Source organism: Fusibacter bizertensis (assembly GCF_029914245.1).
GTDB lineage: Bacteria > Bacillota > Clostridia > Peptostreptococcales > Acidaminobacteraceae > Fusibacter_C > Fusibacter_C bizertensis.
Genome location: NZ_JARYZI010000002.1, coordinates 233869 through 259277 on the forward strand (window position 1 = coordinate 233869; position 25409 = coordinate 259277).

At 36.8% G+C, this 25409-nt stretch carries 21 protein-coding genes and 1 pseudogene; 7 read left to right on the forward strand and 15 right to left on the reverse strand.

Annotated features, from left to right (window positions below; all coding sequences use genetic code 11):
• Positions 1 to 90: 90 nt before the first annotated feature.
• The 3 genes from QE109_RS04425 to QE109_RS04435 all read right to left on the reverse strand — a co-directional run bounded on the left by QE109_RS04425 (position 91) and on the right by QE109_RS04435 (position 5398).
• Complete coding sequence (locus QE109_RS04425; protein WP_281093193.1) at positions 91 to 1611, reverse strand: alanine/glycine:cation symporter family protein; 1521 nt, start codon at positions 1609 to 1611, stop codon at positions 91 to 93.
• A 256-nt stretch (positions 1612 to 1867) separates the two neighbouring features.
• Entirely contained in the window at positions 1868 to 2392 is a 525-nt protein-coding gene (locus tag QE109_RS04430; protein ID WP_281093194.1) for a GNAT family N-acetyltransferase, read from the reverse strand.
• A 21-nt stretch (positions 2393 to 2413) separates the two neighbouring features.
• Entirely contained in the window at positions 2414 to 5398 is a 2985-nt protein-coding gene (locus QE109_RS04435) for an S-layer homology domain-containing protein (RefSeq protein WP_281093195.1), read from the reverse strand.
• A gap of 220 nt (positions 5399 to 5618) precedes the next feature.
• On the opposite strand from QE109_RS04435, the gene QE109_RS04440 reads away from it, so the two are divergent.
• The 4 genes from QE109_RS04440 (at position 5619) to QE109_RS04455 (ending at position 10026) form a co-directional block, all read left to right on the forward strand.
• Positions 5619 to 6956: a ferredoxin reductase family protein gene (locus tag QE109_RS04440; protein WP_281093196.1), complete on the forward strand. Its 1338-nt coding sequence runs from the start codon at positions 5619 to 5621 to the stop codon at positions 6954 to 6956.
• Positions 6957 to 7110: 154 nt separating this feature from the next.
• Complete coding sequence (locus QE109_RS04445) at positions 7111 to 7854, forward strand: cytochrome b5 domain-containing protein (RefSeq protein WP_281093197.1); 744 nt, start codon at positions 7111 to 7113, stop codon at positions 7852 to 7854.
• A 36-nt stretch (positions 7855 to 7890) separates the two neighbouring features.
• Positions 7891 to 8562 carry a response regulator transcription factor gene (locus tag QE109_RS04450; protein ID WP_281093198.1) on the forward strand — a complete coding sequence of 224 codons (672 nt, stop codon included), beginning with the start codon at positions 7891 to 7893 and terminating at the stop codon, positions 8560 to 8562.
• The gene (locus tag QE109_RS04455) at positions 8563 to 10026 is read left to right on the forward strand and encodes a sensor histidine kinase (RefSeq protein ID WP_281093199.1); all 1464 of its coding nucleotides are present in this window, start codon (positions 8563 to 8565) and stop codon (positions 10024 to 10026) included.
• Between the two features lie 42 nt (positions 10027 to 10068).
• On the opposite strand, the gene QE109_RS04460 is transcribed toward QE109_RS04455, so the two are convergent.
• Positions 10069 to 10431, reverse strand: coding sequence for a hypothetical protein (locus tag QE109_RS04460; RefSeq protein ID WP_281093200.1), 363 nt, complete (start codon positions 10429 to 10431; stop codon positions 10069 to 10071).
• A gap of 217 nt (positions 10432 to 10648) precedes the next feature.
• Here QE109_RS04460 and QE109_RS04465 point away from each other — a divergent pair, with 217 nt between their 5' ends.
• Together QE109_RS04465 and QE109_RS04470 are read left to right on the forward strand one after the other, a co-directional pair.
• A complete protein-coding gene (locus QE109_RS04465) occupies positions 10649 to 11692 on the forward strand; it encodes a DMT family transporter (RefSeq protein WP_342637112.1) in 1044 nt (347 codons plus the stop codon).
• Between the two features lie 141 nt (positions 11693 to 11833).
• The gene (locus QE109_RS04470; RefSeq protein ID WP_281093202.1) at positions 11834 to 13420 is read left to right on the forward strand and encodes a hypothetical protein; all 1587 of its coding nucleotides are present in this window, start codon (positions 11834 to 11836) and stop codon (positions 13418 to 13420) included.
• Positions 13421 to 13673: 253 nt separating this feature from the next.
• Here the strand turns inward: QE109_RS04470 and QE109_RS04475 are convergent, their stop codons facing one another.
• From QE109_RS04475 to QE109_RS04510, 8 genes and pseudogenes are all read right to left on the reverse strand, one after another.
• A complete protein-coding gene (locus QE109_RS04475) occupies positions 13674 to 17057 on the reverse strand; it encodes a hypothetical protein (protein WP_281093203.1) in 3384 nt (1127 codons plus the stop codon).
• Positions 17058 to 17250: 193 nt separating this feature from the next.
• Positions 17251 to 17456 (reverse strand): annotated as a pseudogene (locus tag QE109_RS04480) (MBOAT family O-acyltransferase); the annotation flags it as partial.
• A 257-nt stretch (positions 17457 to 17713) separates the two neighbouring features.
• Complete coding sequence (locus QE109_RS04485) at positions 17714 to 18436, reverse strand: hypothetical protein (RefSeq protein ID WP_281093204.1); 723 nt, start codon at positions 18434 to 18436, stop codon at positions 17714 to 17716.
• Positions 18437 to 18494: 58 nt separating this feature from the next.
• Entirely contained in the window at positions 18495 to 18902 is a 408-nt protein-coding gene (locus tag QE109_RS04490) for a hypothetical protein (protein ID WP_281093205.1), read from the reverse strand.
• A 15-nt stretch (positions 18903 to 18917) separates the two neighbouring features.
• The gene (locus QE109_RS04495; protein ID WP_281093206.1) at positions 18918 to 19829 is read right to left on the reverse strand and encodes a hypothetical protein; all 912 of its coding nucleotides are present in this window, start codon (positions 19827 to 19829) and stop codon (positions 18918 to 18920) included.
• Positions 19830 to 19978: 149 nt separating this feature from the next.
• On the reverse strand, positions 19979 to 20206 hold the full coding sequence (locus QE109_RS04500) for a hypothetical protein (protein WP_281093207.1): 228 nt from the start codon (positions 20204 to 20206) through the stop codon (positions 19979 to 19981).
• Positions 20207 to 20244: 38 nt separating this feature from the next.
• Positions 20245 to 20664 (reverse strand): hypothetical protein, encoded by a 420-nt coding sequence (locus QE109_RS04505; protein WP_281093208.1) that lies wholly within the window; start codon positions 20662 to 20664, stop codon positions 20245 to 20247.
• A 93-nt stretch (positions 20665 to 20757) separates the two neighbouring features.
• Entirely contained in the window at positions 20758 to 21684 is a 927-nt protein-coding gene (locus QE109_RS04510) for a helix-turn-helix domain-containing protein (RefSeq protein ID WP_281093210.1), read from the reverse strand.
• Positions 21685 to 21762: 78 nt separating this feature from the next.
• On the opposite strand from QE109_RS04510, the gene QE109_RS04515 reads away from it, so the two are divergent.
• Positions 21763 to 21900 (forward strand): hypothetical protein, encoded by a 138-nt coding sequence (locus QE109_RS04515; protein WP_281093211.1) that lies wholly within the window; start codon positions 21763 to 21765, stop codon positions 21898 to 21900.
• A 199-nt stretch (positions 21901 to 22099) separates the two neighbouring features.
• Here the strand turns inward: QE109_RS04515 and QE109_RS04520 are convergent, their stop codons facing one another.
• The 3 genes from QE109_RS04520 to QE109_RS04530 all read right to left on the reverse strand — a co-directional run bounded on the left by QE109_RS04520 (position 22100) and on the right by QE109_RS04530 (position 25382).
• Complete coding sequence (locus tag QE109_RS04520; RefSeq protein WP_281093212.1) at positions 22100 to 23062, reverse strand: diguanylate cyclase domain-containing protein; 963 nt, start codon at positions 23060 to 23062, stop codon at positions 22100 to 22102.
• Between the two features lie 59 nt (positions 23063 to 23121).
• Positions 23122 to 24855: a methyl-accepting chemotaxis protein gene (locus QE109_RS04525; protein WP_281093213.1), complete on the reverse strand. Its 1734-nt coding sequence runs from the start codon at positions 24853 to 24855 to the stop codon at positions 23122 to 23124.
• 176 nt (positions 24856 to 25031) lie between these two features.
• The gene (locus tag QE109_RS04530; RefSeq protein WP_281093214.1) at positions 25032 to 25382 is read right to left on the reverse strand and encodes a Na-translocating system protein MpsC family protein; all 351 of its coding nucleotides are present in this window, start codon (positions 25380 to 25382) and stop codon (positions 25032 to 25034) included.
• Between the last annotated feature and the right edge of the window lie 27 nt (positions 25383 to 25409).

A 25409-nucleotide genomic window follows, 5' to 3' on the forward strand; every position in this document is an offset into this window, starting at 1 on the left:
TTTCGCCATCTACTTCTATAAAAAAATTATATGTTAAATGGGTCTATTGGTAAAGTTAAAATTGGGTTAGTGCTAATAAAGCATCCCTGGTTACATATTTTTGTTTAGAGTTCCATCTTTAATTGCTTTATTATATGCATCTAACTGATCTGCATAATTGGTTTTAGCTATCTTACCCCATAAATCCGCTCCATTTATGCCTAAGCGAGCTGGAACAAATACTGGATCTAACCCCGCTTTCTTTTGTTGCTCATAATCTTTAAGTGTTGCAAGTCCAGGTTTTGTAAGTAGCAATATAACGATAACATTAAACCACGCCATTGCGCCGACAGCCGCAGAACCTAAGTTCCAGACAACATCTACTGATGAAATAGCACCAATAAATACCATCGCAGACAATACTATTCTTGATCCCAAAATTGTGTACTTATAACCATTGCCGTTAAAATTTTTCTTGAAGATATAACCGATGCTTGAGTCAGTATAGAAAGCATATGCAAAAACAGTAGTCAAAGTAAAGAAAAACAATGCTACCGCCACAAATCCCCCACCGATACCCGGTATAAAGGTATTAACTGCTTCTTGTGTAAAATTACTTTTTTCAAGTCCTGGCATGAGCTGAGTTACAAAACCACCATCTGCATTTACAACATTGTAAGCGCCAGTTGCAAGAATCATAACCGCTGTTGCAGTACATACAAAAAGAGTATCTACATAAACTGAAAATGCTTGTACTAAACCTTGTTTAGCTGGATGTGATACTTCAGCTGCGCCTGCTGCTTGAGCACCAGTTCCCTGGCCTGCTTCATTTGAGAAAATCCCTCTTTTAACGCCCCAAGCTACTGCTTGGCCAAAGACCGCGCCATACACTGCATTCATGTTAAATGCTGAAGAGAAGATCAGTCCAAAGACTTCTCCAATCTTTCCAAAATTAACTGCCAAAATAACCAATGCCAATATGATATAAGCAATTGCCATAAATGGCACAATTGTCTCTGCAGCTTTAGCAATCCTCTTGCCGCCACCAAATATAACAAAAGCAGTAATAACAGTATAAACCAAACCAATCGCCCACATTGGGATCCCAAAAGATAAGTTCCCAGCTTGTGCAAATGCATTGGCTTGAATACCTGGTAACATAATCCCACAAGAGATAATCGTCAAGATCGCAAATGCAATTCCTAGACCTCTCGATTTTAATCCTTTTTCAATATAATATGCTGGACCACCACGGTATTCACCATGGATTTCTTCTTTCCATACTTGTGCAAGTGCTGATTCGATGTACGCTGAACCTGCGCCCAAGAAAGCAATCAACCACATCCAAAATACTGCTCCTGGCCCCCCAAAGAAAATTGCTGATGCGACACCAGTGATATTCCCAGTACCTACACGGCCACCCAAAGCCATTGCAAATCCTTGAAATGATGACACACCACTTGCTGATGCCTTTCCACCAATTAATTGCTTAACCATGTCTTTAACAAGTCTAAGCTGTGGAAAACGCATCAAAATTGAAAAATAGACACCTGCTGCTAGACAAAGATAAATCATAATCTGTCCCCAGAAGAAGCCGTCAAGCGTTGCAGATAAGTTCAATAAACTCTCCATACCAAATAGTCCCTCCAATTTTTTTGTAATCTTTAAAAGAATTGTATCATTTGCGTAATATCTTTGTCAAACGATTTGAGCCACATAAATTTCTTTATATATCTTTATTTTTGTACATAAAAATAAACATTGCGAAAAAGTATGAGAATCGCCATTTCAGCTGATTTCATAAATTTATTTCAACAATGTTTATTGTATTAATATACTTAACGGTTATAAAGTTTTGCCCTTCATACAATCACTATATGATATCATCCTAATACAACTTTTTTAGCATCCGAATATCACTGTGCCAAGAGCCAAAATTAAACACAAAAGCTTTTATTTCATCTATCTTGTGATAGCCAGAAGCAAGGTATAAGCTTTGAGCCCTATGATTATATTCAAACACACCAAGTTCAATTGCCCTTGCTCCTAGCCTTCTACATTCAGCTTCAATAAAATCCATCATGATTTTACTGATTCCTCTACCTCTATACTCAGCTTCTCCAATCAATAGACTGATCCAAGCAGTCATATCTTCTTTGTAGACTCTATGAGAAAAATTCATATCAATACTTAGCTCACCTATTGGTTTTTCTCCATCACAAACCAAATATACACTTTTACTTGGATTCTCCATCAATGAAGCCATGATTTCTACCATTAGTATGTCTTTATACCCTTCTTCAGAGAACCTTGGCGTCGCATAAGGTCTAATCTCAGCATCATTTGACCACTTGGCCAAGAACTCAAACACGTCTATGTCCTCTAAATCAATTTTACGAATTTTTATATCCATATGAGCATCCTTACTAGCCACCTATTCACTAATCATTTCTGCTTGAATTAACATATTGTATATAGAAGTTGCAGCCTCAGCATAGGTCAAATAACTTTGTGGTGCTATTTCTGATGCACTTCTTCCGTTAAAAACATTTCTGTTTAAAACATTTGATACAGCATCATATGCCCAATCTGATACCAATTCAGAATCTTCATAAGTGTTTATTTTACCAAGTTCTTCATGATTGATAATGATATATTGAAGTAAGCTTGAGGACATCGTCATCGCTTCTTCTCTTGTAATTAAATCACTTGATTTAAATGTACCATCCTCATAACCGCTTATGATTCCTCTTTCAACGGCAACGGCTATAGCATCTTGTTGATCACCACTTCCAATTACATCTGTGAATATGCCATCTTTTGCTACACCAGTCCTAAACAAGCCAGCACCTTTAATGAGGTACTCAACATAATCACCCCTTGTAATATTAGCTTTAGGATCAAAATTTCCAGGGTCTTGAATAACAAGTCTCGATGCCATATTATTAACATACTTTTCAGACCACTGACCTTTAACTGCATTCACTTGTATAGGATTCCATATAACTGAATACTCAGAATTCGTAAGTGAATTTAATTTTGCATAATACACACCATCCACTTCAAAAAGCACAGTCGGAATATGAGAAAACGTTCCGTCTTCATTATACACAATGCCCGTTGTAATTTGGGTTGGATCTACCCCTTCTGGGATTTGAATCGTCCTAGTAACAAATTGACTAAAAGTATTTATAAAAACTTTCTGATCTGGATTAGATTTTGAAGTTACTTCAATACTAAATTCAACAGGTGGTACCACTAATGCAAACCCTTTTTCTGTTGCACTTGTCTTGATAATATTTACTTTTTCAGTTAAGACTTGATTGATTTTAAACGTGATCACTATATCTGAAGTTTCACCATTAACGTCAAACTCCTTCATAATTTTTTCAATTTGAAGCTGTTCAGAAGGAATCTTATATTCAATTCCACTGGATTTAATTGACATATCAAACTTATTGTTTGCTAATTTATCCACTATGTTTCCATCTAGCGAAACGCTTAACTTATCTGCATCTTTTATAGTCACTGGGACTTCTAGCAGATTTCGATTATTTGAAGTTGCTTCAGCTACAATAGCATCAATTCGATTATTTACTGTTTCTTCATCAATATCGATAGCAGCGTCTTTTGTGCCATCATTGTTTTCTTTAATTTCCACAGTTCCAGAACTTTGTTCTTTCCCATTTACGATAATTGTTACACCCACAGGCTTAGGAGGTGGTGTCGTTGTAGGCTCAGGGTCGGGTTCTGGAGAAGGAGTTGGCGTTGGTGCAATTGGTGTGACCTCATTCGAAGCATCGGATAGACTACCATCGCCCTGACCATTTGTCGCGAAAACTGTAAATGTATATGCAGTTCCATTGGTCAATCCTGTTATCGCTATTGGGCTTGAAGTTCCAGTAGCCACAACATTTCCCGGAGTTGATGTCACTGTATACCCTGTAATAGCTGAGTCACCAATACTAGTAGGTGCTGTAAATGAAACGCTTGCCTGTGTATTGCCTGCTGTTGCAGTGACGCTAGTCGGCTTACCAGGAACTGGAGAAGCTGTATCTGATAAATCTGAAGCAAGATCACCTAGAGAAGCTAACTCCCCAGCAGCATAGTAAACACTTGCTTCATCACTTTCTCCATTTGCCAGATCACTGACTCTAACAAATATTCCATAACTGTTATCTGAAGTTATAGTCGGACCTGTTGTTCGAGGATCTGTACTTGTCACTATATTCATGGATAAGCCAGATCCAATAATAGTATCAGCAGTTGCATGAGGTGAGTAAAATAAAACACCTGTCGCTCCAGAACTCACTTCTAGGGCTGACGCTTGATTATTTTTATCTAGCAAAACCTCAAATACACCTGAAACGAGATTTCCTCTTTTTTTGGTTGGTCTATCTTCATTGCCTACAAAATCATCTTGTGTGCCAAACCAAATTCTAACATTTTCAATATCACTTCCAGATACATTGGTGACTTTTGTCTTCATAGAGATGAATCTGCTATTCTCTTCTAAAGTATAAGCCCTCTCTATATCTAAATCTTTACTATCGATAGTAAGGCGACCTTTTACAACGATAGTACCATATCCTTTATCGCTAGCAGTTGGGGTATAGCCCGATAAATCAAGTGCATAATTTGTTAATGCTTGATCTACAGCAATTGTGCCCAATGCATTCCAAACATTTGCACCATCTCCACTAATACCAATAGCATAATTTAACGGATAATTGCCGAAAGTCAATGGATACCAATTACCACCACCGAGTACGGAATCATAATAAAAAGGTTGGAGTAAGCTACCATTTGCATTAACAGATGTCTCTGTACCCGTTCCAAATCTAATCGCACTATTGGCAAGTACAAAAGGATCACGCCACTGTGCATATAGCGTTAGATTCGCTCCCGGCATCATCAGAGCTGAGCCCCTAGGATAATTCGTCCCAGAACCGTCTGTCGCTGTATTCCAGCCAATAAGTGTCTTCCCCGTTTTAACTAATGAATCTGCATACTTAGTTGTTACAGTTGCGCCTTCTATATAATTATTTGCATCTGTGGGTATTGCCCCACCTGTTTGACCATTACCATCATATGTAACGGTATATGTCTCGCTCCATCTTGCATATAATGTAATATTCTCTCCTGGCATAGTCAAACTCGCACCCGCTTCATAAGATGTACCAGTACCATCAGGCAAAGTATTCCAGCCTATGAACTGATAGCCTATTTTATCTAGATCGCCAGCTCCTGCTAAGGTTGTACTTGTCCCCTCATCAACATCTACACTTATAGGGGCTGTTCCAGATGTGTTCGTATTGCCATCATAGGTTAATGTATAGGTTGCTACATCTCCATAGCCAATTGGTATCGTAGATATAACCATTATCAGTAATAAAATTAAACTAAATCCTTTTTGCATTAAATACCTCCATTAATTTAAGATCTGAACCACAGATTCTTATTATTTTGCATACACTTCTTTTACCCTAAATATCAGTTGTATACCACATTAATCGTAAGTTTAGTAAACTCATCTTAATTTCTTTACTTTCAGATTCTTTTCAGTATCACTTGATATAGTGTGATTATAAATTAGAAATCAAATTGAAAATAATCAATTTGAGAACGGAGGTATTTACATGAAATTTATGATCAAGGCAACATATTTTTTAAGCCCTCTCATCTTAGTAAGCATGATTGTGATGAACAACACAGTAAAGTATACAAAATTGACATATTTGCTACCGATGATTTTTGGTGTGTTTAGTTATACATGGCTATTATGGCAATTTATATTAAGTGCTAGACCTAAGTTTATAGAAAGACAATTTGGTCTCGATAAAATTTATCGTTTTCACGGAATCATAGCTTTAGTTACTATTGGGATGATCATCATTCATAAAAGTCTATTTGAGATGATTTTTTCCGAAACCATAACTACCCAACTTGGTAGTATCGCACTTTTTCTATTTATAAGTATAAGTGTACTTTCATTACTTTTTATGTCCACAAGACTCTTAAAAAAGATTCCTTACTTAAGTGGAATCGTAAAATTACTGAACACAATCAAAGTATTTTCATACGAACGGTTAAAACTCGTTCATAATATGACATTTATTGCACTTCTCTTCATGCAAGTGCATGTCCTCTTTACTAGTTCTGCTCAAAATAATCCGATAATTTTCACTACCTATATGGTGTATTTTTTCATAGCAACCGCATTTTACCTCTACCATAAAATCTTTAAACCGTGGCTACTTGAAGATCATAAGTATGAGGTAGCATCCATTCAAAAAGAAACAACCGATACATGGACAATCGCTTTAACATCCAAAACTGGAGAAGTTTTTCAATACCAACCTGGGCAGTTTGGTTTTTTTAGAATCACATCTGAAGGGATTAAAGCTGAAGAACACCCTTTTACAATTTCATCTTCACCAACGACTCGCACACACATCACTATCACAGTAAAAGCACTTGGTGATTTTACACAAAAAATCAAACACCTAAAAATTGGTGATTCAGTCACCGTTGAAGGTCCTTATGGAAAATTTAGCTATCTCGAATTTGAGAAAGAAAAAGCTACAGTATTTGTAGCAGGCGGTGTGGGTATTACGCCTGTTTTGAGCATGGTAAATCACATGCTTTACAAAGATACACAAAGACACGTTCTACTGATCTGGTCAGTTAAGAAAAAAGAGGATCTGATTCAATTAACTGATTTAGAAGCACTTAAGAAGCGGATGCCAAACTTCATCTTTATCCCCGTTGTTTCAAGTGACGATACTTGGACCGGCGAGCGAGGTAGACTCGACTATCACAGGATGAAAACTTGGACAGCACCCCCGCAATTTGCAGATCAAAGTACAGGTTATTTTGTCTGTGGTCCAGAGAACTTGATGAAAATGACTGTAAGTAGTCTAAAGCAACTTGGAATTTCAAAAAACCAGATTCATTATGAGCAATTTACGGTATAAATAAAATAAATTCACATTATTTCGTGCTTTCATTTTATTTTCAGATAAGCCGTATAAACTTAACTCATGAAGTAAAGCAGAACACATCACTTTTGAGTGCGTGTTCATTATATTAGTACTGTTAATCAGTACTCAACGATGAGGAGGAAAGTTTATGAAAAACAAACACGGTTTAAAAATCGGAATAAGCATAGCGAGTTTAGCAATTTTGTTTCTTGCTATTTATCAATTTACATTTGCATCAACTTTTGGAGGCGGCACGTTATTCCAGTCAGATCAATCACCTGTCGTTGGTAAATTAGTCGCAGAAAAAGTAGCTACAAATAACGTAGATAGTGTTACCACAGCTACCGTTCCCAACGAGGGTTCACAGGCTTCAAGTACGCCACCAAGTCAAGCTTCATCTAATACAGGTTTAATTACACTTGCTCAAACTTCAACTGTTCCACAAACATGGACACTTGAAGCGCTTTCGAAGTATAATGGTATGAATGGTAACCCTGCCTATATCGCTGTTAATGGTACAATTTACAATGTAACTAGTATAGGGTCATGGTCTGGTGGTGTACATCACGGTATTCGCGCAGGACAAGACGTAACAACCTTCTTTGCCTCATCACCTCACAGTGCGTCCTTACTTAATCAGGTACCAGTAATAGGCAAGATAGGCGATCCTATAGCTAATAATGCAGGTTCACAATCACCAGCTAATGATGCTACTACAAGTGCTACCACCGTAACTGGCTCAAGTAGCAATGAAGGTCACGACTATGATTCTGAAGATGATGATCATGAAGCTTCTGATGAAGATCATGATAAATACGATAATCATAAAGACGATGATAAGTACGACGACCATGACGAACATGACGACGATCACGAAGATGGTGATGATTGATTCTCATCACTAAGTAATAAATACTAGGAGATAATTATGCTGATTTTACTCGCTGAAGACGATCCGAAAATTGCAAAATTGTTGATTCATCTTTTTAGAAAAGATGGCTATCAGATAGATCACGCTAAAGATGGTGTAGAGGCGCTTCTCTACACTGAAAGCAATCAATATGACATCGTACTTTTGGATTGGATGATGCCCGAAAAATCAGGTTTAGAAGTTTGTGAAGTACTCAGAAACCGCCATTTTAATGGCGGTATTCTGATGTTAACCGCTAAAGATACCCTTGATGACAAGATCCTCGGACTTGAAAATGGTGCTGATGATTATCTCGTTAAACCTTTTGAGTACAAAGAACTCCTTGCAAGAGTTAAAGCACTCTCACGAAGGAGTGTTCACAAACTCAATGAAGATTTACTCGTAATTGGTGACTTTACGCTTGATCGAACGCATAAAAGTGTCCTCTATCAGTCAGATGACTTAGGCCTTTCAAACCGAGAATATCAGCTGCTGAGTTTGCTACTTGAAAACAACCGCCAAGTCGTACCACGTGATATTATTATCGATCGTGTCTGGGGACTTGACCTTGAAATCACGCAAAATAACTTAGATGCATTTATCAAGCTGCTTAGGAAAAAAATTGAAAAATCGACTAAAGGTAATATCATCCTCAATGTCAGAGGTATTGGATATAAATTGGAGGTATAGATGTTCAAACGCTTACAATTAAAAATGACGCTATACTATTCCTTGATTCTTATCGCCATACTTACAGCTACAAATTTGAGCATATACTATGTAATGGTCAATTATAATAACTATCAGATGTCTTCTGAAATCAGTCGTATGCTTGATAGCATCAAGGGATCTGAATGGCTATACATGGCCACTGAAGAATCTCGTATTACCAATCAAATAATCGGTCTACCTAAAATACTTATATCAAGTTCAAATGATGCCTCAAAATCTGATGATGACGATGAAATTGAAATTGAAAGCCATGACGAAATTGATGATGATCATCCTGAAACTTCAAATTCTGAAACACCAAATTCTGAAACACCAAATGAAGAGTTACCAATCATACTACCTGAAGTAAAAGATTTGATTATCCCTAAAACATTGGATACGTTTTCTATATACATGATTTTTGATCAATCAGATCAGCTCATTACTTGGAAGTCCAGTGATGATATATTATTTGATAAATTACTTACCAAAAGCAAGACCCTCAGGATTTCTGATGATCCTAGTATCATCACGTTAGAAGATCAGAAAAAATCATATTATCTCATGGCAAAAATGCCCATTGAAATTAACACACAAACATTAGGCTATTACGTCGTGGCTAGGGATGTTACCATCGCATATCAAACGCTTGAAAACTTATCAAAAATACTGGTTTTCAGTTTAATTGCTGGGGTTTTTGTGTCAGCTGGTCTTGGCTATCTTATAGCCGGTAGAAGCTTGCGTCCTATTAAAGAAGCATATACATCAAAACAAGAGTTCTTAGCCAATGCTTCACATGAACTTAAAACACCTTTAAGCGTCATCCTTTTATCCACTGAAACACTCGAAGGCGAAATAGACCCCGAACTTGCTTTTCAACGACAAGTCGTCTCCGGGATTGAAGACGAAGCTCAGAAGATGAATCATCTCGTCTCACAACTGCTCTTTTTATCTAGGACCGATAGCAGTACAGCAACCGCAAAATATGAGCATTTCAATCTTTCAGAAGCACTTTCAAAAGAACTTAACGCTTATGAAAAAATCGCACAAGCAAAAGGGATACAGCTCTCTCAGACCATTACACCTGGATTGAAAATAAATGGCGATCGTAAGCAACTTCTGTCTGTGTTCTCCATCTTAATTGATAATGCAATCAAGTATTCTAAAGATAGCGGACAAGTCTATGTCTCACTTGAAAAAAATAACGACTTAAAGCGACAAGGCGTGCGCATAACAGTAAAAGATACCGGTATTGGTATGCCAGAAGATGAACTAAAGCACATCTTTGAAAGATTCTATCGCTTAGAATCTTCACGTTCTAAAGAGACTGGCGGATACGGCCTTGGACTTGCTATCGCTAAAGAAATCATCGACCAACACAAAGGCATCATCCAAGTTAATAGCATAGAAAAAGTGGGGACCACTTTTCTTGTTGAACTTTAGTGATTCCCCACTACCTGAAAGCGGTTTTATTGCCGCTTTTTTTTATGCGTTTCTAATAATCGCATCGCCGATTAAGAACAACACAATACCTGACGTTCCCATCCATATGAGAAAAGATAAACTCCCTGCAGTCATAAAACCATCATGCTCTCTCGCTTGCATGCTTGAGTCTCTCATCTTAGCCATATTGTAGTTATAATCCATGCGAATATTGCTTTGCCCAAGCTGCGAACCAAGACCAATAACAGCGATGATTACACCCACGATACGCATCGTAGTCCCAAATTCAAAACCTTTTATGTAATAAATTGCATAACTAATTGCCACACCGATCAACACTACAGCTCCTATTTTGATGACCAGCTTACCTAAATAAACCGCTAAATCTTTTATAAATGCCTTCATCTTTACCACCTTTCTTAACTTTTTATCAGTTTATCTGAAAAATGAGAATTTAAGATAAAATAAGTATTAAAATTTGATTATCATAGTAGACAATATAAGATGTGTAATAAATGTCACCATGACAAATCAATTTTTATAAGATAAAATAGATTAGGGTAAACAAAAAAACTAGAAAGTGAGCAATTCCATGACCTCAAACAAACATAAAAACAAGTCTATGTCAGCAGTAGGTTTTGCAATCCTTGCAGCATTACTATATGGGATTAGTGCACCAGCTTCTAAGCTTTTACTTAAAGAACTATCGCCTACTATGATGGCCGCACTACTATATCTCGGTGCTGGACTTGGGATGCTTTTTATAAATATCTTTCTCACCATTGGTGGCGTAGAAAAAAGTGAAGCAAGGATGACAAAAAAAGAATTACCATTTATAATTGGGATGATTTTACTCGATATAGCAGCACCCATTTTACTGATGATGGGACTTAAAACCACACATTCAGCTAATGCATCTCTTCTAAACAATTTTGAGATTGTGGCCACTGCAATAATTGCCATGCTCCTCTTCAGAGAGTCTGTTGGCAAACGTATGTGGCTTGCCATCGGACTAATTACACTTTCCAGTCTTCTTCTTTCAATAGGCGAATCTGGAAGTCTATCATTCTCAATGGGTTCAATATTTGTTATACTCGCTTGTATCTCATGGGGATTTGAAAACAACTGTACACGCATGCTTTCCTTAAAAGATCCTCTTCAAATAGTTGTAATCAAAGGCTTTGGTTCTGGTTTTGGTGCACTCATCATTGCTTATTTTACAAGGGGGATGAGTTATCAAACCACTTTCGTCATCCTTGCACTTTGTCTAGGTTTTGTCGCATATGGACTCAGTATCTACTTTTACATCAGAGCGCAGCGGACTCTCGGAGCTGCCCGTACAAGTACTTATTATGCCGCAGCACCCTTTATCGGTGTCCTCGTTTCTTGGCTGGTACTCAAAGAAAACTTAGGAACGATGTTTCTCATTGCGCTAGGAATCATGATAATCGGTAATTATTTTGCAGTTACTGAAAAGCACAAACACACACACCATCACCCCGAACTTGCACATGACCATAAACATAGCCATGATGATGCACATCATACACACAGTCACGACTATCTTGTAAAGGGCGAACACTCTCACCTTCACGTTCATGAACCAGATATACATCGTCATGCACATACACCTGATCTTCATCATACACATACACATGCGCACTAATTGCTAAACATAAATGCAATCTAGTATTTACTCGTTGATGTCTAACGAAGTCAATACTAGATTTTTTTTACTTTAATCCCGACTTAATATTTTTTTAATGTCTAAGTGGTATGTTGTTAACAGATAGAAGGAGGATTTAATATGAAAAAACTAATCCCTATTGGGATCATACTTGGCATTATTATATTAGCGGCAATATTTTATGTAACACTACCAATATTGTCTTTTAACTTTTTACAACTACCACTCTTACTTATCGCAATTGCAACGGTAATTTTCGTCTCTACCATTGCAAATGTAAAAAGCAAAGCTGATATCGGCATACTTCAGAAGATAACAGGTGGCATCTTAGGTGTTTTAGTGCTTTATTTCATCGTAAGTATCGTTGCTTCCTCATCAATATTTACTTGGAAAACAAAGCAAGTTCAGCTTGATCTTGTAGAAGTCGCTACATTTGACGAATCGGTTCCCAATGTAGACATGGCAAATCTCGTCATCTTAGATGAGGATGATGCAAGAAGAACTTCTGAAAAACTTATCACCGAAAAAGATCCAAGCCTTGGCAGTTTGTTCCAGATTGGCGAAGGAACACTGAGCGTTGTAAAGGATAAACCTTACTGGATTTTCCCACTTGAGTATAGAGGCATCTTTAAATGGCTCTCAAACAGTGGTGAAATACCTGGCTACTTACAAGTTAGCGCTACTGATTTTAACGATTCACAATTTATCGACTATAAATTTGGTGTATCACCAAGCGGTTACCTATCTGATGACTTAAAAAGAACCATCTACCTAAGTTACCCGAACTATGGTTTAACCGACTACTCTTTTGAAGTTGATGACGAAGGTAAAGGTTACTGGGTAGTGACAGCATATACCAACGAAACATGGACATCTACGATGAAAGTTGTCGGTACAGTTATCGTCGATCCAGTGAGTAAAGAGATACAGTTTTATAACGTAGGTGAGCAACCGATATGGGTTGACCGCGTCTTCTCAATGGACACCTTTGATAAGCAACTAAGCTGGTATGGCCGCTATATCAACGGTTGGTGGAACCCATCAGACGAAGGAAAACTAGTGGATACCCAAGGTAAAGGCTATGTATTTAAAGACGATACACTTTACTTCTATACTGGTATGACCAGTGTTGGTAAAGACAGTGCAACCACTGGCTTCGTCATCTATAATCCCAAAAACGGAGAAGCAAAATATAACCGAATTTCAGGTTCTATTGAGACAAAAGCAGTAGGACTTATGGAAGAACTTGTTCAAAATGCAGGTTATAAAGCTAGTTTCCCTTATCTCATCAACATCAATGGTGAAGCTACTTACTTCTCGACTCTAAAAGGTAATAGTGGCAACGTCGTTGGTTACGCCTTTGCTTCTGTTCAAAACTATAAAGCAGTTGCATGGGGAAAATCACTTCGTGAAGCACAAACTGAATACAGCCGCGTACTGCTAAGAGAAGGTGGAAACAATGCGCTTACGGCACAATCTTCAGATTTAAACAAAGCACAAGGCGCAATCTCCAGAATAGGGATTCTCACAGACGGTTATTTTATCGTCAAGCTTGTTGGTGATGACACTTTATATGTGGTCAACTCAGAACAGTTTCCTATGATCTCTCTAAGTAACGAAGGAGACATCGTGAAAATTTCTTATCTTAAAGATGATGCGGCTGAGAAAATCGATGCCCTAGACTTTGAAAATACAAGTATCAAATAGATTCAAAAAAAGAATGCACTTATAATCAATTCTCCATTAAAATGTTGTTGTCTAGACAAACAAAGAAGGGAGATGTTATATAAGTGCATTCTAATTCTACCAATAAATTACTCTAGAAACAAAACCAAAGGAGCAGGGATTATAAAATCCCTGCTCCAACTATTGACTTAGAGCCAAAAAAACAAATGACATACGCTTGATTTAACTGATCTTTGTTTAGTTTTAGTTGAATTGACTCACTTAACCCTTTTAACTAATTGGTAGATATCCAAGTTACACTTCTGTCTCCTTGATAGTAATCGACATCGTATATGGCCATATACATTCCATCGTCTTTAGAAAAGGCATCTGAGTAATAGGTATGAAAGACTTCAAAATCTATAGGTAAGCCATCTGCATAGGCTTCCTGACTTGTGACAAATCCCCCTTCTTCTATCACTTCAGCTTCATAACGATGCACTTCAACCAACTCATATGTGTCATTGATCTTATTTAAACTGACCAGATACTTTTCCTCATTACCATAGACCGTATGTTCCTTGAGAACAATTAGCTTTTCGTCCTCTTCAAGAAAGCTAAAAAGTTCTGTTTCTCTGTATAGGCTAATTCCATATTCGTAGTTGTTGTACATGATGTCAGTTGACGTTTCAAGGCCGCTCCCTTCCATACGATTGAAGGCCACAGCCTCTGTCATCACTTCACCTTGATCGTTAAAAATCATCACATCACCCATCTTGCGGTCTTGTGCGGTGAGTTCGCCATTGTTATCAAACAAAGGTGGTTCATGGATCCCCCGAATTGCAAGCACGACTTGCTCTTTGCTATCTGTTTCAAAAGTATCTGATATCACAAAATCGTAAGTGCCTTTAAAACTCGTTAAATTTGTATTGCCTTCTAGGTCAGCAGCCTCTACATATATCAAGAAATCTTTTGACTTAGGATTTAAGACATAGCCTTCTCCTTTGGTATAGGTATAGTTAAAATAGCGGTCTGACACCCCTATAAAACTGCCATCGTTATAGGTGATCTTCACTGGCACAGCTAGGTCCATATAGTCATCAGATGGCTCAGCATTACCTATTTGCGCCACCTGGACGATGGTATCTGACATTTCTTTCCCGTTGATAGTGAGTTCATCTACTCTTAAGTTTTTAGCAAAATCTAGTGACACTATAGACTCAGCTACAAGATCGAGGGGAGTAAAGACCATCAGACCCTCATCGTTTTCAATACTCGTTAACCCCCACTCAAGGTCATCAAAAGAAAACTGAACGTTTAAGAAGCCCGCATAAGTACCTATCTCACTTTCAAAAACATATGCCACAGGGATAGATTGTAAAGTACTTTTATAATTGACTTGGTCTGGAAATTCAAAATTGAAGTTGCCACCTAAAGCTGTAAATCTTTCATCTTCTAAGTCAGTGATATAATCTTCCTTATACAAGCTAGAATCAGCACCTAGCAAAGGCGTCGCCAATGACCTCTTTACAGATACATCTGATACGTACCATCTACCGAAAAAAGAACGTTCATAACGTAAAACACTATTTTGGTAAAGCTCATATTCACCTAGTGCTTGAACATAGTTTATTTCATATCTTGAGTTTTTATCCTCTTCAAAGTTAGTGACCTGTAGACTAGCTTGATCCTCGACATCTAAGTGGTCATAAAAAGCCTTTAAAGCCTTTTCTTCCGTTAAAGGCCTATGCGTGGCAAAAGAAAACACAGAAAAGACAACGATCAAACTCAAAACAAGTAAGCTGGCGATCAAGGTGAGTCGTCTGTTTGATTTTGCCCACTTGATAATCGCGCTCGCCTTCTTTTTGATCAGTTGAGATATCTTGATAAAAAAGGCTTTTAAATTGTCTTTCCCCTTTGAGAAAGCCGTCACAAATTCCGCTTTAAAATCGCGTATATTTTTGCCATCAGCAGTTTCATTTTCACTTTTGACGATCACCGATTCACTTCCGTCGATCACCGATTCACTTTCGACGCTAAGCTCTTCACTTTTAGCTGTTTTTACTGTTAGAGGTTCAGCAACGTTGCTTTGTGCATAGGTCCTAATCTCACCGTCACCACTTACTGAATTGGTCAATATGAGTTCGATTCGTCTCGCATTCACATGCTCAGAGTCAAAAGGTAGCCTTAGCCAACCACTTTCCCCATCCGAAAGTAGGTCTATGTCGAGTAACTGCACGCCCTTTATCTGGCCCAACTCTTGGTTTAAGATATCCGATAATTTTATATCGAAAACCAAAGCCGATAGGTCTAGCTTGGTAAAATTAAAGACCTTAACATATGCGACAAGACTTTGATTATCAAGCACCAACTTAATGCCGCCAAGTCCATAGTCACTTGTCTGTGCAAAACGACTTTCACCGATGCTTACTAGTGTTTTTCCAGTGACCTTATGAGCATCATCCCCCTCGATTTTGTCCGCTAGTTCTTGTGCTTTGACATTATTGGTCGAAGTATATTTCATACCAATCTTTTTACCGAAGAAAGGAATCTTTGAAAATTGTCTCATGATCGCTTGACTTGTGAACCTCGATTTTTCACTCAAGACAGCAAAATTACCGAGCCTCTCCACACCTTTTTTTCCATACGCTTTTACGTATTTTTGTACTTCTCTGACAAAGACCATCTCAAACAACATCCACATGAACATCAAGTAACCGATCCACTTGATAACTGAACTTACCGTGAAAACTTCATCTATCTTTAACTTTTCTAAACCCAAAGGCAATCCTATAAAAGTAATCATGCCCATGACCAGCAAAGAAAGTGGCAACATAAACACCTGGTTTTTGTTCTTTAAGGCCCGGTATATGGCTAAAAACGACAGGATCAAAAAAGGAAGCTTCATCATCACCAGGCTACTATTGATGTTTTCTATCGTTTCATAAGCCGCAGAGCTAAAAGAATTCGTCACTTTTGAAACATCACCACTTAGACTACCTGTAGCCTCTACCATATCCAAAAAGGCACCTACTTCATTTGAATAGCCTAAAAAAGGAGTAAAAACTGCTATCAAAGTGATGATGGCTAAAAAAATCAAGATGCTCAAGTTGTACTTTACCAACTTGATCTCAAAGGACTTGCTATAAAAGGACTTCATGGCTCTGGCCTTGTTCTCCTTAATCAATAGCATATAAAGCGTCAAAATAAACAGAAAAAAACCTGCAAAATAAAAACTACTACTGTAAACAAACCCTACTATAGACATCGCTACATATAGGAAATGACTGATAAGGATCAGTGGCAATAAAGATAAGAAAACCTTCTTGATTGGTTTATCCATAAAATGCAATACGATAAGTATAATAACTGCAATCAAAGGTATCATGTCTATAATTACAAGAGGTAAACCTGCAACCAACCTGATAACGATCTCCACAAAACTACCTAAGACGCCAACACCACCTTCGTCAGAGAAAAAACTTCCCTTTGAACTGTTGATGGTTAAAAAATACAACCATAAAAGCGTCGATACAATTAAGTTATGCCGCGTCAAATTCACATTGAAATTAAAAGTATCTGCTTTTATACTCCTTTTTACACCTTCCATAATAATTCTCCCTTGTACAAATATTGATTTCATCATTGATTCTAATCTTGCTGCTAGTCTTGCTTTCATTTACTTTTTTAAATATTTTTCAGTGCAATAAAACCTATTCAAAAGCGCTTAAAATCAACTCTGCATACCTACTTGTACGCGTTGTGTTGGCATTGTTGACAAACAACACATCGTCGATGTCTTCTCGACGAGCAAATCTGAGAGGTCACCTACATAGTGTCTGGAATCTATCGCGTAAATCTCGCTATAATTTCCCACCTAAGGGGATATAGACATAGTCTCTAAAGAAGGAACCCCGTGAAATATGCCACCTTCTCCAGAACTCAGATGCGCTTTTAGAGATATAGGGGTAGTTGAAGTTCTCTTTAAAATCGAACCGAACATCTTTCCCAATCCTATGGCCATATCGGAGTAGCCCGAAAAGTCAAAATAGATCTGAAAAGCATAGAGGATGATCCCAGCCATACCCCTACCACAGACATCTTATAAACTTCATAATTATATCATGAGGGGGTGGAATGGGACAAGGTCTATGTTGGGTGGGATATGTAAGAAGGGAAATGTTATATAAGTGCATTCTAATTCTACCAATAAATTGCTCGATTTAAAAGATTGTTATGTAAAATCTATTATTCATGATGATCCTACTGTGAAAATCACCATAGAAACAAATCAAAAGGAGCAGGGATTATAAAATCCCTGCTCCTTTTGATTTGTTATAATAACTGACTCATGTTTTCTACCCACTGCGCATCTAATTTTATCAATCTTTTCTTCTTCAGATTTTCTTTGATGATCCAAAGTACATGCTTGTTATCACTTTTATAAAGCATGTTTTTTATCATTTTTTCGAAAAGTTCCTTACCATATTCTGGTTCATATACTATTGCCACACTCCAGCAGTAACCTAACGCTTTGCGAAGTGAAGTTTGCCCCACATCCAGTTTAGAAGTTACACTTTCAAATCCACTAGTGATCTCACCCAGTGCGTCTAATATTTTCATATTAGTTTGACTGTCTTTTAAAAGCGCTGGTTCACATAGCGTCGCAACAAATGCGCGTTTCTCAAAGTCGTTTCCATTTGACCAACGTTTGATGGCATCGAGAACAGGTGGTGTTCCTATACCTTTAGCAACTTCTTGAAGACCGATACATACTGCTTCCCTAACTCTCCAGCTTGAATGATTGGCATAGTTTTTTAGCTCGATTACAAGTTCCTGAAGCCGATCCCTTTTCAACATGCAAGTTCTCGCCACGCCACACATTACACCAAACTCCTCATGTGAATTTTGAATGGATTCCACTTGTTCAGGTGTCCCAAAATACATAAACTGATGAAGTAACTCTAAATTAGCACGTGGACCCGGTAAATTGGAATTGTCTAATAGTTCTTCAATACTCAACTCTGAAATTTCTTCGTCTAAAAACGTCTTACTCATATGACCTCCAATAACTACATTATATGTAGTCGTCTGTGATCCTCATCATTAAAAATCATTAAAAAACATTAAATAATTCTTCAAAGGTAACAATCACAGCCAAAAAAACAATCATAGGAACAATATAACCCCAGACGACTACTTTAAGCGTAGAGATCGCCTTGTTTTTCAACTTTTGGCTGTATTGATATTCTCGCCAAAGCCACATTCTTAAATTTGAAAGTAACGTCACTAAAGTAATCAGTACTATCATTTTATTCGAAAGAAACAGTACATTTCTTTTAAATACTAAATTCAATCCCACCCAAACGATTAAAAGGACGAAAGGAAATAAAAACACATATCTGATAAATCCTTTTGCCTTCTTTTCATTCCAATCCTTTTCATCAAAATTCATAATCACGTTATCTGATCTAAAAGAAACCGTTGGCTCATTTTTCTCGTTTTTACTTGTGTCGAGATTCATAGTATCCTCCGTATTTTATATGCTGATTTTATTTTTTTTATAACGCGCATTGACATTATTTTTGCTCAAACATATATAGTCACCTTTTGCACAAAGTCCATCCATATAGATGATGATGTTCACATATAAATCATGGTGAACTTTACCCATAGATTCATTGTAACCAAGGTCTGCTAACATTTTTAGACTGATATCTTTTGCGCTAATTATTTTTGATTTTAAGTAAGGTTCAATCATCATGACAAAGGTTTCGTCGATTTTGAGTCTTGGAGAAGTTTCTGTAACTTTTTCTTTCGTGATTTTATTCTTAGGTAAACATGACGTTGATTTTCTAATGGAACGAAGCGATAGCTTGTATTCTCTAATCTTCACACTTAATTTTGCCACTTGACGATCCAGTAATGGTAGTCTTAGACCGATCAGTTTGATAATGTTATCTGGTAGCATAAAGCCATCTGGCAAGTCCAACGGAAGGGTCCAATTCTGCGCATACTTAGTTAAGCTTTCATCTAATTCATAATCGATTTTTTCAAATCCTTGTGTTATTTCTTTGATCGTACGCGGGGGAAAGCCAGTATGTTCTTCAAAGTGCACGATACCAAATTTTCGTACTTCCTTTGTGGACTGATGTTCAATGACGTACTGATACCTTAAAACTTTGCCGCACTGACACTTAAAAGGAGGTTTAATCTGCTTATAGCCTGGACCAGCATCTATAAAATCCAGCAAACGCCATTCTCCTAGTGAAGCCTCTACTTCTTCTAAAGTCATCTTAGGTGTGATTACATCACCTTTGTCCCTTGCCAAAATATTTGCAAAAGTTGTACGTTTCCCACGTTTGAGTTCATCCATCAAGTAAGCTTGCTGTACTGGGGTCATGGTAGCAAAGATCTTATCTCTCTCAAATTTTGATAAATAATAATTCATGTGTTGCCTCACTTTATACCTTTAAAGAATAGATATACTTGTGCCTATGTAAATAGACCTTATTGTATATTCTATTCTACAATAAGGTCTATTTATCCTCTATTTCTCCAAATTTCTAATGTATCTTTAATAATCCAAGAATTTCATCGCTATATATACAGCGCTAGATCGATGTGGTTGTTTTTGTCTTTGGTTGCTTCTGGAAATGCGAATTGATACATAGCCTCAAAACTAAGTAACTCACTTATCTTAAAGGATTTCACAGCTTTACATCTAAAGCATTTGATATCAATGTTAGCAGCTATAATAGACAACTCCTCTAAGAGTTTGCTTTCATTAATTTTGTTATCACTTACAAATTCATATATATCATTCATCTCATTCACCAAACTTTCGCTAAAATATGTAGTCGTTTTTATGATTCATATGCGTCTTGTTTATCCCCTATGTTTAAGAGCTTAAGTCCCTTTTCTAAACTTTTAGATATATCAGCAGTTGCCATTAATCTCAAGATTTCAGTGCCAATGTCACCTGACCATCTGATAGAAACTAGCTTGTCATCAAATAAATCTTCTGGATCTGTAAAGCTATGATCCTTTTCTTTTCCCAGATGAACGATGGTTTGAATCGTCTGAATCTGTTCGTAGTTAAAACGTCTCATACAGTCAAATAGTAGTTTCCCATGTGGTAATTCCACTTCACGTCCTGTCAAAAGTTTATACTCATCATATATGTGCAGCGCTGGACTTGTATTGGTCTTTGTATTTGCTATATCATGCTTTCTTGCTATTTCTATCAATCTTTCAAGGTCGCTTTGTTCAACTCCAAACACCATAAAAACGCCTCCTCTCAATTTGATAAACACATCATAACTTATCTATCAAATTAAAAAATGCTAATGAATTAGTTTTTCCTAATTCACTAGCATTTACTCGTCAATATGATGGTCGATTTTATACTGGTGCTTCACGACATCAATGATGGCTTTACGCCGCTCTCCTTGCGAATTGAGAATCGCTACTGTGAAGAGATCGTAGCTTTCTCTTTTTCCCATGTTGTGAAAAGCGATAGCCTTTCTCATCAACATATCCGTAAAAAGCGTGTTCGTAAACGCTAGTCGACGGTCCATGAGTGCTTTGTCAATGGTTTCAACCACCTTTTCGTGCGCATCTAAAATATGGTAAGCGTAAGCTATAGCTTGATACAAAGCGCCGATTTGATCCGTCGTTCTATCGCTATGTGTTGGATATGCATCTAGTTTCTTCAACAAATCATCACAAAATCGAATCGACTTTTCTGGCTCTTTTTTACGTCTATAGATTGATGCTAAATAAATCGCCACAGAGACTTCAAAAGGATAAAGATATGGCGTGCTTAGCATCTGTGCTTGGCCTTGCGCTAGTGCGAGCAAGATGTTCTCCACATTCATCACATTCGCCGGCAAATCTCTGGTTTCTTTTAACCGAAGTCCTTTAAAAGCCAAGAGAAACTGCGAATAGTAATCATGGTTCGCCTGTTCATCAGGGTCCAAATTAGCCACTTCATCAAATGCATGGTTGATGACGTTTATCAGGCCCTCATAATCCAAAGTATTTAGTTTTTCGTTGACCTGCCCAATTAGTGACTCTGAGAACAATGACAACGGGTTCCTATTGCTAGAAAAAAGCTCCAGCAAATCAAAACGATACAGATTTGAAAGTTTTTCAAGAGTAGAAAGCTTTGGCTCTGGTATACCTCTTTCAAGGCGTCTTAGCGTCTCAACAGATATCCCAGTGTGTGTTTTCACTTCTTCTCTAGTAAACCCACAAATTTCTCTGATTTCGTATGCTTTTTTACCGAATTCTATAAGGTTCATAACACTCCTAATGCATTAGCAGTTTTTGACTTCGTTATCATTGTAACCTATTTGAAAGTAAATTCCAAGGAGGTTATCATGAAGTCGAAATTAGTAGGGGTACTAACATTAGTAGCACTTGCAGCTATCACACTTGGCACGATTACTCAATCTACAGCTGCCAATACATTTTATGTCGCTGGACAAGAAGACATCCCTGTATACGTGGGAAGATAACTAGTAGTCATATTATAAGCTAGTTGATCAAGAACTTGACTGAATCTTCCTAAATGATGTTTTTTTCTTCCTAAATAACGACCATTATAAAAAAAGAGTGATTACAAACTGAACTTAGTATTCAGCTGTATTCACTCTATTTTTTATTGATCTGGGAAAGATAAAGGATTCAATCACATCACAAATTTTAAGACTTCTTTTACACTGTCACTTCATATACACTGTTTTCTTCAAGTTGTTCAAGTTTAGAGATTGCTTTGAAATATTCAAGATGTAGCTTATCTTCATTCACGACATTTGTTACATAATCAGTAACAACCTCTGCTTTGATGGTACGCGTTACAATCCGGTCCTCTTCATTGAAAATCTTACTTTTATAGTCATTGACTGCTGTTACAATTTTTCTTAAAGTATCATACCCTTTGCAAGGTAAAAACAATAAAAATTGATCTCCTGAATAATGACAAATCAGTTCTTCCGAACTCAATAATTCCTTGATGTACTGATACACAGAAGCCACATAATCATTTTTCCATAGCGAACCAAACTTTTCTTGAATTGAACTTACTATCTTTAAATCAATCAGTACTAAATATGCTGTGCCGCCACTATGACAATTGGTTTTTATACAGTTCATCACCGCATCATGGAACTTGTTTTTTTCCTGCGTTCTCTCTTCATCAGTCAGTATATGAGTCATCTCATATTCTATTTTGTAATTCATCAGTTCAGTGAGGTCTATCATAGATGCCCATAAGAACTGTTTTTCTCCAATTTTCATAGGTACTAAAGTGATATCAAACCACTTAAGTACAATTTCATTATCCACTGTAAAATTATTACTCCAAAGTATATTGCGGATAACGGTCTTCTTTTCCATACTCTCCATTACGTTATTTCTTAAATTGCAGTTTTTGCACTGTCTAATCGTGCCGCAGTTTGAGTTAGTCCCTTCAACTTGACTACATCTAAAGATGTTACCAAAGAGGTCCTTTGCAAGATTTAAGTTTCCATCAAAATACCTTCTCATCTTCTCGTTAATGTAAACAATTTCATAATGTTCATTTAAAACGATTGATCCAATAGGATTGATTTCAATAAACTCGTTAAATATCTTAAAAGCATCATCTTTCAAATTTTCAAATAGGTTAATCTCTTTCATGCTGTCACCTTTCATGATCTTATTGCTATGATTATATAATAAATTAGTCTTTACTACGACTACATTTTAAATTTACTGATATTTAGATTGAGATCTTCTGAAAGTTCTGCTTGTGATACAGCAACTTTTGACACTTCATCTATAGCTTTGGTTACTTCTTCGATGTTATTTGAGATCTCTAAACTGCTAGCAGTTGCTTCTTGTATAGCGCTCGCCACATTTTCTATTGCTTCATTGACTTGCGTAATTGAATCATTGATTTCTGTAGCACGACCATTAAACTTTGACATCGCATTTTTGACATATTCCGAATCTTCAAGGTACTGTTCACCTGTTTTTACCAAAGTGTCATAGTCAGCAATTACTTTGTTATCTATAAATTCTAGTAAGCCCTGTGAATTCAAAGAAAGCTCATCAAAAGCAATATTTACTTCTCCAACCATACCATTGATTTGTTCAACGGTCTGTGTCGACGCTTCAGCCAGTTTCCTAACTTCATCTGCAACAACGGCAAATCCTCTACCATGTTCCCCTGCTCTTGCCGCTTCAATCGCTGCGTTTAATGCTAGAAGGTTAATTTGTTCTGATATCTTTTGAATAGAATCTGACATGACCTTGATCTCACCAACCACTTTTCCTTTTTCAATGGACTGCTTAATCTGAGCTTGTCGCTTAAGGTATATATCATTTGCTTCCTTTTTAGATTGAACCGCACCTTGCTTCATATTCTCAGCACGCTTTGCAATCTCTTTTGCATTATCGTTACCTAGATTTGCTTCACTTAACAATGCATTTGCAATATTAAGTATCAAATAGCCAGATGAACTAATTTGCTCAATCGCTGCAGATGTCTCTTCCATACCAGCGGCAATTTCTTGCGTTCCAGTGTTAACATTTTGAACTTGTGCGTTAATCTCTTCTACTGTTGCACTTAACTCTTCACTTGAAGAACTTACTTCACCACTGTTACTACCGATAACGATGAGTAGCCCTTTTAGTTTATCAACCATACCTTCAAAGGCTTGACTAAGTTTTCCGATTTCATCTTTTCTAGTTACAAATTTTGCATCTAGTGCATTGGAAAAATCACCTCCAGCTAAGTACTCAGCTTGCTTAACACTTGCCTCTAAACCATTTACGATGCTTTGGGTAATAAGTACACCAATCAAGAGAGCCAGCAAAATACTAAATGAAGTTAAAATAATGGTAATTATTCTTCCTGCGTTCATATATGAATCACTATTTTTCATAAGTTGATCTGCTAAATTATTATTTAAGTCTTTAATTGAAGCCAAAGTCACTTCAGTTTCCATACGAAGCGATGCTGCAACTTCGTTACGTTTTAAAGCTTCTGAATATTGACCTTCTTCAACTAATTTTATAATTTCATCTCTCAACTTCCGATACTCCGTGTTAGAAGCTTTAAACGCATCAATCAATGTTCTTTCTTCAGCCACTATTTCCCGTTTCTCAAGTTCAGTTAAAAGTGCATCGTTATCTTTAGAAATAAGGCTTAAATTTGCCTTTATACCTTCTACTATATCGCCCACATTTCCAAGTTGAGATTTATATAAAAGGTCATTCATTTCAAATTTCGCTTCTGCTTGGTGCACTTGTATTTTTCCAAGAATGGCATTAGGTAGCATCCTCTCGTTGTAAATTAATTTAAGATAATTATCAATCGAGCTGGTTAGAAACATTCCCACTCCCCCTACAATTCCTGTAACCACAGCAACAATTATAAAACCTGTTAAAATCTTTGTCCCCGTCTTCAAATTCAAAAAAAAACGCATCCTTTCCTCCCCTTCATCTCTTATATATTTTTAATCCTTTAGTTGAAATCCAAAAAAAGAAAAACCGCCCCTAAAAACGTATTGTTTTTAAGACCAGTTCTACATAAAAGCCAAGCTTAACTTCTCTTTTTTTGTCCAACCAACCATCGGATTATTAAATTGATATTAACTTTTACTTATATTATTTTCATCTTATATACGAATAGATCATTCTCAAAATCTGAATCTAATTTGTAAAATTTAAACTTATACTTATGATTTAGAATTTCTAAGAACCTTATTTCCGAATGAAAAGAATCTCTTTCATAAAAGTCAGTGAACACTTTAATCGCTTCATTACCAAAATTTTTAATGAGATGCTTTTCAAAATCTGATACAACGCCTTGCATTACTATATGGACTTCATGCTTCAAATACTTAATATAAATATTTTTGGGACCTTTACCATTAGCATCTTTCAAGAGATTTGTAAAAGCCCTTAGCATCTCGTGCTTTTCCTCATCTGAGAATTCCATTTTATCACCCATTCTAATGTGTTATCCAAACTACATTCA